This is a genomic window from Pseudomonas sp. BIGb0558 (assembly GCF_024807515.1).
Classification (GTDB): Bacteria; Pseudomonadota; Gammaproteobacteria; order Pseudomonadales; family Pseudomonadaceae; genus Aquipseudomonas; species Aquipseudomonas yamanorum_A.
Genome location: NZ_JANUEW010000058.1, coordinates 14,630 through 29,246, shown reverse-complemented (window position 1 = coordinate 29,246; position 14,617 = coordinate 14,630). Strand labels below are relative to the sequence as shown.

The 14,617-nt window shown below is 60.1% G+C and carries 13 protein-coding genes; 1 reads left to right on the top strand and 12 read right to left on the bottom strand.

The features are described 5' to 3' along the window. Positions 1-200: 200 nt before the first annotated feature. The 3 genes from M2400_RS31740 to zwf are packed head-to-tail and all read right to left on the bottom strand — an operon-like array spanning position 201 to position 3,050. On the bottom strand, positions 201-866 hold the full coding sequence (locus tag M2400_RS31740) for a bifunctional 4-hydroxy-2-oxoglutarate aldolase/2-dehydro-3-deoxy-phosphogluconate aldolase (RefSeq protein ID WP_003213027.1): 666 nt from the start codon (positions 864-866) through the stop codon (positions 201-203). Positions 867-883: 17 nt separating this feature from the next. Beyond that, positions 884-1,597 (bottom strand): 6-phosphogluconolactonase, encoded by a 714-nt coding sequence (gene pgl, locus M2400_RS31735; RefSeq protein WP_259201185.1) that lies wholly within the window; start codon positions 1,595-1,597, stop codon positions 884-886. Next, a complete protein-coding gene (zwf, locus tag M2400_RS31730; RefSeq protein WP_063027707.1) occupies positions 1,584-3,050 on the bottom strand; it encodes a glucose-6-phosphate dehydrogenase in 1,467 nt (488 codons plus the stop codon). Before zwf ends, pgl begins: the two co-directional genes overlap by 14 nt. Before the next feature lie 218 nt (positions 3,051-3,268). On the opposite strand from zwf, the gene M2400_RS31725 reads away from it, so the two are divergent. Further along, positions 3,269-4,129, top strand: a complete 861-nt coding sequence (locus M2400_RS31725) for a MurR/RpiR family transcriptional regulator (protein ID WP_172834605.1) — start codon at positions 3,269-3,271, stop codon at positions 4,127-4,129. Positions 4,130-4,299: 170 nt separating this feature from the next. Here M2400_RS31725 and M2400_RS31720 read toward each other — a convergent pair whose 3' ends face one another. The 9 genes from M2400_RS31720 to M2400_RS31680 all read right to left on the bottom strand — a co-directional run bounded on the left by M2400_RS31720 (position 4,300) and on the right by M2400_RS31680 (position 14,571). Next, entirely contained in the window at positions 4,300-5,145 is an 846-nt protein-coding gene (locus tag M2400_RS31720; RefSeq protein ID WP_259201184.1) for a D-hexose-6-phosphate mutarotase, read from the bottom strand. Between the two features lie 178 nt (positions 5,146-5,323). Further along, the gene (locus M2400_RS31715) at positions 5,324-6,670 is read right to left on the bottom strand and encodes a carbohydrate porin (protein WP_010169863.1); all 1,347 of its coding nucleotides are present in this window, start codon (positions 6,668-6,670) and stop codon (positions 5,324-5,326) included. Positions 6,671-6,769: 99 nt separating this feature from the next. After that, positions 6,770-7,930 carry an ABC transporter ATP-binding protein gene (locus M2400_RS31710; protein ID WP_177048959.1) on the bottom strand — a complete coding sequence of 387 codons (1,161 nt, stop codon included), beginning with the start codon at positions 7,928-7,930 and terminating at the stop codon, positions 6,770-6,772. A 2-nt stretch (positions 7,931-7,932) separates the two neighbouring features. Continuing rightward, positions 7,933-8,778, bottom strand: coding sequence for a carbohydrate ABC transporter permease (locus M2400_RS31705; protein ID WP_177048958.1), 846 nt, complete (start codon positions 8,776-8,778; stop codon positions 7,933-7,935). Continuing rightward, positions 8,771-9,679, bottom strand: a complete 909-nt coding sequence (locus M2400_RS31700; RefSeq protein WP_010169866.1) for a carbohydrate ABC transporter permease — start codon at positions 9,677-9,679, stop codon at positions 8,771-8,773. The genes M2400_RS31705 and M2400_RS31700 overlap by 8 nt, the downstream gene beginning before the upstream one ends. Before the next feature lie 88 nt (positions 9,680-9,767). Continuing rightward, positions 9,768-11,054 (bottom strand): ABC transporter substrate-binding protein, encoded by a 1,287-nt coding sequence (locus M2400_RS31695; RefSeq protein WP_177116178.1) that lies wholly within the window; start codon positions 11,052-11,054, stop codon positions 9,768-9,770. Positions 11,055-11,160: 106 nt separating this feature from the next. After that, positions 11,161-12,420: an AGE family epimerase/isomerase gene (locus M2400_RS31690; RefSeq protein ID WP_259201183.1), complete on the bottom strand. Its 1,260-nt coding sequence runs from the start codon at positions 12,418-12,420 to the stop codon at positions 11,161-11,163. A 228-nt stretch (positions 12,421-12,648) separates the two neighbouring features. After that, positions 12,649-13,455: an ATPase gene (locus M2400_RS31685; RefSeq protein ID WP_177048955.1), complete on the bottom strand. Its 807-nt coding sequence runs from the start codon at positions 13,453-13,455 to the stop codon at positions 12,649-12,651. Positions 13,456-13,572: 117 nt separating this feature from the next. Then, positions 13,573-14,571 (bottom strand): NAD(P)-dependent oxidoreductase, encoded by a 999-nt coding sequence (locus M2400_RS31680; protein WP_177048954.1) that lies wholly within the window; start codon positions 14,569-14,571, stop codon positions 13,573-13,575. Between the last annotated feature and the right edge of the window lie 46 nt (positions 14,572-14,617).

Sequence of the window (14,617 nt, the reverse complement as noted above, 5' to 3'; positions counted from 1 at the left end):
GGGCAGAGCCCTTTGCTTACTTTGGGGCTTTTCCAAAGTGAGTCGCTGTAAGAGCGAAACCATAAGCCGCCGTTACCTAAATAACGGATATGTACTCAGTCAGCCCTGAACGTTTCCAGCAGGCAAAAAAAAGCGGCACACCGACCAAGTGCACCGCAAAAATGCCGTAGAACACAGCAACAACGATTCGGTAAATCCAATCAGTCCAGCAGGGCCAGCGCCTCAGCGGTGGTTTCCTGAATACGTGCCCAGTCGCCGTTCTTGACCCATTCCGGATCCAGCATCCAGCTACCGCCCACGCACATCACATTCTTCAGCGCCATGTAGCTCTTGATATTGGCCGGACCAACACCCCCAGTCGGGCAGAATTTCACCTCGCCAAACGGACCGCCCAACGCCTTGATCGCCGCCACACCACCGCTGACCTCAGCCGGGAACAGCTTGAAGCGGCGATACCCCAGGCCATAACCCTCCATGATCCCGGAAGCATTGCTGATCCCCGGCAACAACGGAATCGAGCTGTGCACCGAAGCTTCCAGCAGGTCACGGGTAATCCCCGGGGTGACAATAAATTGCGAACCAGCCACTTCGGCCGCTTCCAGCATATGACGATCCAGCACGGTACCGGCACCGGTGCACAGCTCCGGACGCTGCTCACGCAGCACCTGGATGGCCTTGAGGCCGAACTGCGAACGCAGGGTCACTTCCAGTGCGGTCAAACCACCGGCAGCCAGGGCATCGGCCAGGGGCAGAATGTCCTGTTCACGGGCAATGGTGATCACCGGCAGGATCCGCGCCTTGGCGCAGAGGCTGTCGATCAAGGCAACTTTGTCCGCCATGGAAACGGTAGGTTGAGGGCTGTTCATCGCGGCTGATCCTTGGCTCATGGGCACCAGTAAATCTCTAAAGTAGGTTGCAAAAACGCGCGTATCGGCATGGCAGCAACGTCGTCACTGGCCAGCGCGGCGCTCAAGGTGGTCAATTTCGAACTGCCGGAAATCGACAGCACGGTGTAGTGGGCGGTGGCCAGCAACGCGCGACTCATGGTCAGGCGCTGGTGCGGCACGGTCGGCGCCAGCATCGGCCAGCAACGGCGGCTACCGTCCGGCTTCAATGCGTCAGCCAGGTTCGGGCTGTTGGGGAACAGCGACGCGGTGTGGCCGTCGTCGCCCATGCCCAGTACCAGCACGTCAATTGCCGGCAACTCGGCCAGCAGGCGATCGGCCTGCTCGGCAGCTTCGTCAAGGGTGGCAGCAACGCTGTACAGGCTCAAAAACTTCGCCTTGGCCGCCGGGCCTTGCAGCAAATACTTTTTCAACAGGCCAGCATTGCTGTCGGCATGTTCCACCGGTACCCAGCGCTCGTCGGCCAGGGTGATGGTCACCTTGGACCAGTCCAGGCCTTGCTTGGCGAGGTTCTGGAAGAACGCCACCGGGCTGCGGCCGCCGGACACCACCAGGGTCGCTTCGCCACGGGCACTGATGGCCGCGCGCAGCTGTTCGGCCACGTCGTTGGCCAGGCCGTCGGCCAGCAGCACCGGGTTGCGGTACTCATGGGCAGTCACGCCCTGAGGCAGTTTCAGTTCAGATATCGCCATACCAAGACCTCCCATCCCGCGTGATCAGTGCAATCGAGCTCATCGGCCCCCAGGAGCCCGCCGCATACGGCTTGGGCGCATCACCGGATTTTTTCCACCCGGCGATCAACTGGTCACACCACTTCCACGCGGCTTCGATTTCATCTTTGCGCACAAACAGGTTCTGGTTGCCGCGCATGACTTCAAGTAACAACCGCTCGTAGGCATCGGGAATCCGCGCGCTGCGATAGGTGTCGGAAAAATTCAGTTGCAGCGGCCCGCTGCGCAGTTGCATGCCTTTGTCCAGGCCCTGCTCCTTGGTCATCACCCGCAAGGAAATACCTTCGTCCGGTTGCAGGCGGATGATCAGTTTGTTGCTGATCTGCAAGCGCTGCTCGGGGGCGAAGATGTAGTGGGACGGTTCCTTGAAATGGATGACGATCTGCGACAGCTTTTGCGGCATGCGCTTGCCGGTGCGCAGGTAGAACGGCACCCCGGCCCAACGCCAGTTACGAATATCGGCCCGCAGGGCGACGAAGGTTTCGGTGTCGCTCTGGGTATTGGAATTCTCTTCTTCCAGGTAACCCGGCACCGGCTTGCCGGCGCTGTAGCCGGCGATGTACTGGCCGCGCACCACCTGGGTGGTCAGGCCGTCCGGGCTGATGGGCGCCAGGGCCTTGAGCACCTTGACCTTCTCGTCACGAATACTGTCGGCAGACAGGTCGGCCGGTGGGTCCATGGCGATCAGGCACAGCAGCTGCAGCAGGTGATTCTGGATCATGTCCCGCAGTTGCCCGGCCTTGTCGAAATAACCCCAGCGACCTTCGATGCCGACCTGCTCGGCCACGGTGATTTCCACGTGGGAGATGTAGTTCTGGTTCCACTGGGTTTCAAACAGGCTGTTGGCAAACCGCAGGGCGATCAGGTTCTGGACCGTTTCTTTGCCCAGGTAGTGGTCGATGCGGTAGGTGCGGTTTTCCGGGAAGAACTGCGCCACGGCGTCGTTGACCTTGCGCGAGGAATCCAGGTCCGAACCGATGGGTTTTTCCAGGACCACCCGGGTGTTTTCCGCCAGGCCGACCTTGGAGAGGTTTTCGCAGATCGCGCCGTACACCGCCGCCGGGGTGGCGAAGTAGGCAATCAGGCGTTGTTCGGTGCCGGCGTTTTCTGCCAGGGCGACATAGTCGTCGGCCTTCAGGAAGTCGACGTGCAGGTACGTCAGGCGGGCCAGGAAACGCTGGGCGACGGTTTCATCCAGTTCCTTGCCAACGTAGCTGCGCAGTTCTTTTTCGATGTGGGCCAGGTGCTGTTGCTCGGAACCGGCCTCACGGGCCAGGGCCAGGATGCGTGTGTCTTCGTGCAGGAGGCCCGCACCATCGAGTTGATACAGGGCAGGAAATAACTTGCGCAGCGCCAGATCACCCAAGGCGCCAAACAGGGCAAAGGTGCAGGGTTCTACGGTTATCGAAGGCATGATGTTTGTTCTTTTATCAAGTTAAGCTACAAATACCTTTTTTTAAGGCATCACTCAAGGAAAAATGTAGTAATAACCACAACATTTTCCCGAAAAACGTATTCCGAGTGGTGGTGTTCAACTACCCTCAGTAGGATAGGCCACCGCAAAGGGCCGCTCGTCGATTGGTTGACGACCCTTATTTGCATCGTCGCCCTAAGGAAACATGAATGGACCGCGTGCGAAATCTACTGGAACAGATCCAGAAACGCCTCGATGAACTGAACAAGGCTGAACGTAAAGTCGCCGAGGTCATCCTGCTCAACCCGCAGCAGGCGACCCGCTTCTCTATCGCCGCCCTCGCCCAGGCCGCTTCGGTCAGCGAACCTACGGTGAACCGCTTCTGCCGCTCGTTCGGCGTGAGTGGTTACCCTGAACTTAAATTGCAGCTGGCGCAAAGCCTGGCCAGTGGCGCGGCGTACGTCAGCCGCGCAGTGGAAGCCGATGATAACCCCGAGGCCTACACCCAGAAGATCTTTGGCAGCGCCATCGCGTCCCTCGACAGCGCCTGCCAGGCCCTGGACCCGAACCTGATCAGCAAGGCCGTGGACCTGCTGATCCAGGCCCGGCAGATCCACTTCTTTGGCCTGGGGGCTTCGGCGCCGGTGGCCATGGACGCGCTGCACAAGTTTTTCCGTTTCAACCTGTCGGTCACGGCCCATGCCGATGTGCTGATGCAACGGATGATCGCCTCGGTGGCCCACACCGGGGAGTTGTTCGTGATCATTTCCTACACCGGGCGTACCCGTGAGTTGGTGGAAGTGGCGCGTATCGCGCGGGAGAACGGTGCCTCGGTATTGGGTGTGACCGCCGAGAACTCGCCGCTGGCCAAGGTCAGTACCGTGAGCCTGAACATTCCGCTGCCGGAAGACACCGACATCTACATGCCGATGACGTCGCGGATCATTCAGTTGACGGTGCTGGATGTGCTGGCCACCGGCATGACCTTGCGTCGCGGGGTGGATTTCCAGCCGCATTTGCGCAAGATCAAAGAGAGTTTGAACGACAGTCGGTATCCGGTTGGGGATGAATTCAACTAGGCTGTGGAACGCTTTCTGTGGCGAGGGAGCTTGCTCCCGCTGGGCTGCGAAGCGGCCCCAATAGCTCCATCGCAGTCTTTCAAAAAGAACTCAATTGCCTGATTCAGGGGGCGCTTCGCGCCCCAGCGGGAGCAAGCTCCCTCGCCACAAAAGAGCCATTTGTCACACCGCTAAACCCCGGCCCTGGCCTGCAAACTCAAATGCGCCCTCTCCCCCGGCGCCAGACTCGCCCCGGCCATCGCCGACTCCACGCACACAAACCCCGACGCCTCGTTGAAACTAACCCCCAGCAACGGCCGGCTCCCCGGATGCCACACCACTGTGTCGGCACTCTCGCCGGTATCGATGCACAATTCGCGCTGCCAGGCATGGTCCTTGAGGTGCAGCTCACCCTCGTGCTGGAACACCCGCTGACAGCCGCCATCGACCCGTAACTCACCTTCCTGCTGGCAAGCCTGGCGGTTGAGCTGATCGTAACCTTGCGCCCCATCGAGCCCAGACAGCGCTATCTCACCGACGTTGCCAATCCGCCAATAGGCGTGCAAAGCATGGCTCAACTGGCACGGCAGTTCGTCCTGGTGCTCGGTGGCCAGGCGCAGTTCCAGGGTTTCCCCCAGGTGTGCATGCAGGTCCACCTGCCAATCGCATAGCTGCAATTGCCAGTGCAAACGTACACCGTCGTCGTCAGTGCTGCTGTCCAGCAGTTTCCAGTCGATCAGCCGTGCCCAGCCATGGGAAGGCCAGGCGTTTTCGCTGGGATGACGGCCATACCACGGCCAACACACCGGCACGCCGCCACGAATGGCGCCGACCTGCGGCCACTTGGCCGCGCACCACAGCCAGGGTTTCTGGCCCTTGGGCTGAAAGTGCAGCAATTGCGCGCCCTGGCGACTGAACACCGCCTGGCAGAGCGGGTGATCGATCACCAACACGTCGCGCATCTGAAAGCGCTCCCAGGCGAATACCGGTCGCTGGCGCAGGGATTTGAAAAAGCGTTGCAGCGGATGCTCATGCATGTGCCACGGTCCTGAATAGCGTTGTAGGAGCTGGCTTGCCTGCGATGCGGGCCCCACGGTGTATCAGAGGCACCGAGGCGATGCCATCGCAGGCAAGCCAGCTCCCACACAAAAAAAAGCGGATAGCCATGGCTACCCGCAAAATGCGCACAGAGAGAAGGAGCTTATCGCAACAACGTTAGAACGTAGACTGAATTTTCAGGCCCGCGACTACTGCGTTGTCGACCTGCTTCACGCCGCCTGGGTTGGCGATGTATTGCAGGTTAGGACGCACGGTCAGCCAGTTGGTGACGTGGAAGCCGTAGTTCAGTTCGACGTTGTATTCAGTGTTACGCAGTGGCGCGTAACCCGATTGGTCGTAGTCGGTGAAACCGCCAGCGGCATTGAGCAACTCGGCGTTTTTCTTCACGTCACTGTTGGCGTGGATGCGCGAGACACCGATACCCACGTCATCTTTGGTACGTGCGTCGAATGGGCCCTTATACACAAGCATCAGCGACTGGTAGTTGTCGACCAGGTTGGTGTCTTTGTCGTGGAAGGTGACGTTGGCCGCGATGTTCAAGCCGCGGGAAGCATCGCCATTGTGGGTGGTGAGCTGCTGTTGCAGAACGCCCCAGTAACCGCTTTTGCTGCTGCGAACACGGAAGGCCGCGCCGGTGGTGCCAGCATCGTTACCGTTGACGTCTTCACGTACGTCGGTAGCGTCGGCGGTGCTCTTGTAGTAACCCACACGGTATTCGCCCGGCAGGCCATTGACCTTAGGCGACCAGACCAATTCCACCGGCAATACGGTGCCCTTGGTGCCGCTGCCGCTGAGTTTGAAGCCGTTGCCGTGCTCCAGCTGCGACGGGTTCTGGTTGTACGCACCGATTTGCGCATACAGCTCAGGCGTGATGTTGTACTTCACGCGGATAGCCGCCTGGCTGACTGGCCAGTTGTACCAGGTGTTTACATAGTTACCGACCTGGGAGCCGCAGAACGACAGGTTCTGGAAGTCGCACGGGAAGGTGTTGAAGTCTTCGCCTTCACCGAAGTAACCGAGTTTCACGTCCAGCTTGTTGTCGAACATCTGGTGCTGAATCCAGAACTGCGTCAGACGCACCATGTGGCCACGGCCATCGACTTCTTGAGACGAACTCAAGGTGCCGGCACGCGGGTCACCGATACGGTCGTTGGAGATGTTCGCGCCATTACGATTGGTCAACTGGATCTTGGCCTGGGTGTTGCTCCAGCCCCACAGCTTGTCCAGGTCCAGTGCTACGCCCAGACCGAACTGGTCAGCGTAACGGGCAGTTTTGTCGTTGTTGTAGCCACCGCTGAGGTTGCCACCGACTTCACCAACGTAATCCGCCTTGATGTCGATACCTTGCTCGATCAGCTTGGTACGCTCACCGCCCCAATCGCCGGTCATCCACTTGGAATCGGAGCTGAATGCATCGGCCGCCATCGCATTGGCGGACAATACCAGGGCTGCTGCTGCTGACAGTTGGCAGATCAGCCGGGTGTTGTTGTGTTGCTTTTTCATCCCTACATCCTCGTCTTTATTGTTATTAACTGTTTTTATCTAACGCGGTTTACTTCTTTGTCCTTAGGTCCCCGACAGGAGCGTGCCCGCTCCTGCCATTCAACGTCCCTTGAATTGAGCGACGTTGTCGGCACGGTCCTGTGCGGGCAACGAAGCGGCAGTGCCCAAACGCTCACCGGTCTTGGCGTCGAACAGCAACACCTTGGCCGGATCGAACTGCAAGGTCAGGGTCTCGCCCACCTGTGGCGCCACATCGGGCGCAAGGCGGCAGCAGACCTTGGTGTCATTGATTTGCACGAACACCAGAGTGTCCGGCCCCGTCGGCTCGGTGACTTGCACCTCGGCCCGAATGGTCGGTGCGCCGGTAGCTTCGGCGGCGGCCAGCACGATCTGCTCCGGGCGCAGGCCCAGGATCACTTCGCGGTCTTCAAGGCCTGCATCGCTCATGTTCAACGGCAATTCACAACGGGCCTGGCCGCTGTCCAGCAACGCCACCAGGCGGCCGTCCTTGCGTTGCAGGCGCAGTGGAATGAAGTTCATCGGCGGCGAACCGATAAAGCTGGCCACGAACAGGTTGGCCGGGTCGTTGTAGATTTCTTTCGGCGTACCGAACTGCTGGATGATGCCGTCCTTCATCACCGCCACTTTGTCGCCCAGGGTCATCGCTTCGATCTGATCGTGGGTGACGTAGACGGTGGTGGTTTTCAGACGTTGGTGCATCAACTTCATTTCGGTACGCATCTCGACCCGCAGCTTGGCGTCGAGGTTGGACAGTGGTTCGTCGAACAGGTAGATCTTCGGGCGACGCGCCAGTGCACGGCCCATGGCCACACGCTGTTGCTGGCCACCGGAAAGCTGGCCCGGCTTGCGATTGAGCAGGTGCTCGATCTGCAGCAGCTTGGCCACACGCGCCACTTCTTCGTCGATGGCCGCCTGGGGCATCTTGCGAATCTTCAGGCCGAACTCGATGTTCTCGCGCACGCTCATGGTCGGGTACAGCGCGTAGGACTGGAACACCATCGCGATGTCGCGATCCTTGGGGCTCATGCCGCTGACGTCCTGGTCGCCGATCATGATCGCGCCGCCAGTGATATTTTCCAGGCCGGCGATGCAGTTCATCAGGGTCGATTTGCCGCAACCCGAAGGCCCGACCAGGATCAGGAACTCACCTTCCTTGATCGACAGTTCGATGTTCTTCAGGGTGTCCGGCAGGCCGGCACCGTAGGTCTTGTTTACGTTACGAAGTTCAAGCGTTGCCATGATTACCCCTTGACCGCGCCGGCCGTCAGGCCGCGCACGAAATACTTGCCTGCGACCACATAGACCAGCAGGGTCGGCAGCCCGGCGATCATCGCCGCCGCCATATCAACGTTATATTCCTTGACCCCGGTGCTGGTGTTGACCAGGTTGTTCAGCGCCACCGTGATGGGCTGCGAATCACCGCTGGAGAACACCACGCCGAACAGGAAGTCGTTCCAGATCTGCGTGAACTGCCAGATCAGGCACACCATGATGATCGGTGTCGACATCGGCAGGATGATCAGGCGGAAGATCGTGAAGAACCCCGCGCCATCCAGGCGTGCCGCTTTCACCAGTGCATCGGGAATGCTGACGTAGTAGTTACGGAAGAACAGTGTAGTAAACGCCAGTCCGTAGACGATGTGCACGAACACCAGGCCCGTGGTGGTGCTGGCCAGGCCCATCTTGCCGAGGGTGAACGAGGCAGGCAGCAGCACGGTCTGGAACGGCAGGAAGCAGCCGAACAGCAACAGGCCGAAGAACAACTGCGAACCGCGAAAGCGCCACATCGACAGCACGTAGCCGTTCAACGCACCGATGGCGGTGGAGATCAGTACGGCCGGAACGGTGATCTTGATCGAGTTCCAGAAGTAACCGTCAACCGTGGCCCAGGCTTTCACCCAGCCGATGCCGGTGACCACGGTGGGCCAGCTCAGCAGGTTGCCGGTGCTGATGTCTTCCGGGGTCTTGAAGCTGGTGAGCAACATGACCACCAACGGCACCAGGTACAGCAGTACAGCGAGGATCAGCACCGCGTAGATCGCGATGCGGCTCAGGCTGATGGCAGGTTTGCCGACAAGACTAGTCATTACGCTTGGTCCTTAGCTCGGAGTACAGGTAAGGCACGATGATTGCGAGAATCGCACCGAGCATCAGAATCGCACTGGCCGAACCCATGCCCATCTGGCCACGGCTGAAGGTGAACGAGTACATGAACATCGCCGGCAGGTCGGAGGAGTAACCCGGACCACCTGCGGTCATCGCCGCCACCAGGTCGAAGCTCTTGATCGCGATGTGCGCCAGGATCATCACCGCACTGAAGAACACCGGACGCAGGCTTGGCAGCACCACTTTCCAGTAGATGCGCGGCATGCTTGCGCCGTCGATCTGCGCGGCACGGATGATCGACTGATCAACACCGCGCAGGCCGGCGAGGAACATCGCCATGATGAAGCCCGAGGCTTGCCATACAGCAGCGATCACCAGGCAATACACCACACGGTCCGGATCGATCAGCCAGTCGAGGCGAAAGCCTTCCCAGCCCCAGTCACGCAGCAATTTGTCCAGGCCCATGCCCGGGTTGAGCAGCCATTTCCAGGCGGTACCGGTGACGATCATCGAGAGCGCCATCGGGTACAGGTAAATGGTGCGGATAAAGCCTTCGCGGCGGATTTTCTGGTCGAGGAAAATCGCCAGGGTCACGCCGATCACCAGGGTGATACCGATGAACATGCCACCGAACACCGCCAGGTTCTTGCTCGCGACCCACCAGCGGTCGTTGTCGAACAAGCGCGCATATTGAGCCAGGCCCACGAACTTGTAGGTCGGCAGGAAAGTCGAGTTAGTGAACGACAGCACGAACGTCCACAGGATGTAGCCATAGAAGCCCACCAGAACGATGAACATGCTCGGCGCCAGCACCAGTTTGGGTAGCCAGCGCTGCAGTGCATCGAACGGCGAGGCTTTGCTGAACACAGCAACAGAACTCATGGGAAAATCCAGTACAGGGAAAAAGGACTACAGGAACATGCCTTGCGGGGGTTAGGGGTCCCCCCGCAAGGCCATTCAGTACTAACCGTTACTTGGCCGACTTGATCGCGTTGTACAGTTTCTTCGCGGTATCAGCAGGGTCTGCTTTCGGGTCGTTGATGTAGTTGGTCACAACATCAAAGAACGCGCCTTGTACCGCCAGCGTGGTTGCCATGTTGTGGGCCATGCTTGGCTGCAGGCCGCCAGTCTTGGCATCCGCCAGGAAGTCCTTGGCGGCGGTCTGGGCGCAGGAGTCGAAGCCGTATTTGCCCATGTCTTGCAGCATGTCGATACGAACCGGGATCGAGCCCTTGTTGATGCTGAAGACTTTCTGGAAGTTCTCGCTCAGCACGACCTTGGCGATGTCCTGCTGGCCGGCAGCAGTGCCTTTGTCTTTCTGCTTGAACACGGCGAGGGAGTCGATGTTGTAGGTGAACGCCTTGTCGGTGCCCGGGAAGGCTACGCACTCGTAGTCTTTGCCAGCGACTTTCTTGGCGGCGGTCCATTCACTCTTGGCCCAGTCACCCATGATCTGCATGCCGGCCTTGCCGTTGATGACTTTGGCGGCTTCCAGGTTCCAGTCCTGGCCTTTGCCGTCGGCGTCCATGTAGGTCGCGACTTTTTTCAGCTCGGTCAGGGACTTGATCATTTCAGGGCCGGTCAGGGCTTTTTCGTCCAGGTCCACCAGGGCTTTCTTGTAACCGTCAGCGCCCATTACCGAGAGCACGACCGCTTCGAAAACGGTGCTGTCCTGCCAAGGCTGGCCACCGTGGGCGAGCGCAATGAAGCCGGCTTTTTTCAGCTTGTCGCCAGCGGCGTAGAACTCTTCGAGGGTGGTCGGGTTTTTGGTGATACCGGCTTTTTTGAAGACTTCCGGGTTGATCCACAGCCAGTTGACGCGGTGAATGTTCACCGGCACGGCCACGTAATCACCGTCGTACTTCACGGTGTCGGAGACTTTCTTGTCCAGCAGGGAGTCCCACTTTTCTTCTTTGGCGGGAGCCTTCAGGACGTCGGTGTCGAGCAGCCCGGTGGACGCCCATTCCTGGATGTCGGGGCCTTTGATCTGGGCCATGCCTGGCGGGTTGCCAGCAACGGCGCGGCTTTTCAGCACGGTCATGGCAGTGGAACCGCCACCGCCGGCGACGGCACCGTCTTTCCAGGTGAAACCGTCTTTTTCAACTTGGGCCTTCAGGACATCTACTGCCGCTTTCTCGCCACCCGAGGTCCACCAATGCACAACTTCAACCGTCCCTTTCGAGTCGGCGGCAAATGCACTGAGGGGAAACAACGAGGCAACGGAAATAGCTACGGCGAGGCGACTGATCGCTTTCATCTGAGTACCTTTTTTCTTGTTGTTATGCATGCAAGTCGGTGCTTGCGCTGCAAACGAGTTTAAACAGGGATTTTTCAGGTGCAGGTAACAAAGGGACGCCAAAATGTCACCACTTGGTGACATAACGCCCGGCGGCCACGGCACTGGCCATGCTGGGTGACAAGGGTAGACCCGGCAGCAATACAGACTGCCAGGCGTGATAGAGGTCCGGCTTGCCGCCCCAGATCTTGGCGCTGGGCTGGTTTTTCGGGCTCAGTTCGTGGTGCCAGCTGCCGTGGGTTCGGTCGATGAAATGGCTTTCACAGAACTCCCAGAAGCGCCGGTACCAGGTTTCGTAATGCAACTCGCCCGTGCGTTTGAGCAGCGCCTGGGCAGCGGCGCTGGCTTCGCAATGGGTCCAGTGCAGGCGCTCGCGCACCACTGGGCGCTGGCTCCAGTCGAGGGTGTAGACAATGCCGGGCGCGCCGTCGACGGCCCAGGCATATTCGCAGGCGCTGGCGAACAGGCCCTTGGCGTCGGTCAACAACCAGTCAGGGGTGACGAGGCCGGCGTCCAGGCGCGCGGCCTCAAGGTGCAATACCAGCCGCGCCCATTCGAAGCCGTGGCCGGGGGTGATCCCGTAAGGGCGAAAGCCATCGGCCGGGTTGTCTTCGTTGTAACCGCGCAGGGGTTGCCAGTGGCTGTCGAAATGCTCGATCACCATGTCCCGGTTTTCCGCCGCATGGGTGTGAATAATTCGCTCGACGATGCGCAGTGCCCGGTCCAGCCAGCGGGTTTCGCCGGTGACATCGGCCAGGGCCAGGAACGCCTCGGTGGCGTGCATATTGCTGTTGGCACCGCGATAGGCTTCCAGGCCGCTCCAGTCCTGGGCAAAGGATTCGAGCATCGCGCCCTCCTCTTCGCTCCAGAAGTACTGGTCGATGATGTGAGTGGCGTCGTTGAGTAAGGTTTGCGCGCCGGGAGCGCCGGCCACTACCGCCGAGCTGGCCGCCAGGGCCACAAAGGCATGCAGGTAGGCGGCCTTGCCGGTGTTGCCATCGCAGGCATTCGGCTTGGCGAACCAGCCGCCGTGCCGGGCATCGCGCAACGGGCCGCTGAGCGCGGCAACCCCGTGCTCCACCAGCTCGGCGTAACCGGGCAAACCGAGGCCGTGGGCCATGGCAAAGCTGTGGGTCATGCGGGCAGTGTTCATGGTTTCGGCGACGGCATCGGGCGGCAAGACGCCGTGGTCGTCGAGGTTGCCGAAGCCTTCAGGCAGCCTGGAAGCCTTGGCGAATGACAGCAGGCGCTGGCCTTCAGTGGCAAGCCAGGCGTGATGGGCAGGTGCGTTAAGCCAACTACTGGCAGGCAGTGGTTGCGTGGTCATGATCAGCCCTTTTTATTATGTGCGGGATGCCCGGAGTCTAAACAAGGGCGGGGCGAGGGCAAGTAACGAAGGAGGTGGGAAATGTCACCGGATGGTGACATTGATTGTGCCTCTTCCTGTGTAGGAGCCGAGCTTGCTCGCGTAGCACGCCAAAACAACCCGTTTATTCAGAATAAACACGTCATCGTTAACGACCTTCGCGAGCAAGCTTGCTCCTACAGGACGGGCTTACGGCTTCGGCTGGTTGATCTGCTGCTGCAGGTTCTGCACCTGGCTCTGCAAGGTGGTGACGTTGCGCGTGGTCTGGATGCGGAACACGTCGAACTCCTTGGTGGACGGGCCGTCGGAGGCGGCCGGACGGCTGTCCTGTTCGCTCTTGAGCACCACGAGGTCCTGCTCCAGGCGGGCAATCGCGGCCGCAGGGTTGCCCTGCTTTTTCAGCGCGGCGACGTCGGCGGAAAGCTCCTTGAACTCAGTGTCCCGGGACTTGAGGGTTGCCACGGCGTCCGTCAACGCCTGGACCTGGCCTTGCAATTGCGCATTGGCGCCGGCCAGTTGGGTGGTGCTGGCGGTCATCTGCTCAAGGCGTTTATCCAGGTCAGTCGCCTGGCCGGCCACACCCAGCTGCTGCTTGCCCTGCTCCAGCAACTGGGTTTCCAGCTGCTTGATCTGCAGTTTCAGGGCCTCACTGCCGTTGTTCACACTGGCCTCGCTGGCCACCACCTTGCCGGAAATATCCTGCAGGCGCCCCGCCGCTTCCTCACTGATGCGTGCGAAGCTTTCCTGGGTCGCCACCAGTTGCTGGCCCATCAGGGAAATCTGCTGGAAGCTCCACCAGGCAAGGCCTGCGAAGGCGAACAGCAGCGCGCCGACCAATGCCCACAATGGCCCGGTACTGGCGCTCTTGACCTTGACTACCGGCGCTGGCCGGGAGCGCACGGACGTGGCCGGTGAAGGCTCGAAATCATCGTCGTCCGAGGTATCAGCCCGCAGGCTGGGAACATTGTCAAAGTCGTCGTTAGCATCGTTACGCATGAATCAACCTTCAAACCGTTGAGGTGGCATATGGATAGCCAAGCGCCGGAGTATAAACCCCGGCCTGCCGCACTGATCGACCCTGGGTCGCAAATTCGGTTCCCGGTGTGTTGCCGGTTATTTAAGCCCCACGTCCTGGGCTTTCCACCAACTGCAAAACTCGTCGAGGGCCGCCCACAGGCTGACCTTGGGCTGGTAGTCGAGATAATGCCGTGCGCGGGTGATGTCGAGGGTGAAATCTTTGTTCATTACCTGCATGCCCAGCCGTGACAAGGCGGGTTCCGGACGCCCTGGCCACAGGGCACAGAAGGCTTCGTTCAGCGCCGCAACACTGTAGGACAGGCCGTAGGACCGGTAACGCGTGACCTGGGGCATGTCCATCTGGCGCATCACGTAGTTCACCACATCCCACACCGGCACCGGGGTGCCGTTGCTGATGTTATAGGCCTTGCCCAGCGCCGAGCCCGTCGCCAGCAAACCGCTGAGCAGGGCTTCATTGAGGTTGTGCACGCTGGTGAAATCCACCTTGTTCAGGCCATCGCCGACGATCGCCAGACGGTTCTTGCGCTGCATTTTCAACAGGCGCGGGAAGATGCTCATGTCACCGGCGCCCGTGACGAAGCGCGGGCGCAGGGCCAGCACTTCGAGGCCGAATTCCTGGGCACCGAACACCTTTTGTTCCGCCAGGTATTTGGTGGCCGCGTACGGATGCTTGAAGCGCTTGGGCACTTGCTCTTCAGTCAGCCCCAGGTGGTCGCGGCCATCGAAATAGATCGAGGGTGACGACAGGTGCACCAGGCGCCCGACCCGCTGCTTCAGGCAGGCTTCCACCACGTTCTCGGTGACCAGCACATTGCCCTGATGGAAATCCTGGTAACGCCCCCACAGCCCCACGGCCCCGGCGCAATGCACCACGGCCTCGACGTCGCGGCACAACTCGCGCACCAGGTCCGGATCATTCAAATCACCCTGGATAAACTCGGCGCCGCGCCGCACCAGGTGCTCCACACCTTCGGCCCGCCGCCCGTTGACCCGCACGTCCAGGCCCTGCTCCAGGGCGAAACGCGCAAAACGCCCGCCAATGAAGCCGCTTGCGCCGGTGACCAGAATTTTCATGACTTACTCCGCATTCTTTCGTTTTTCATCGCTGTTGCCTTGACGC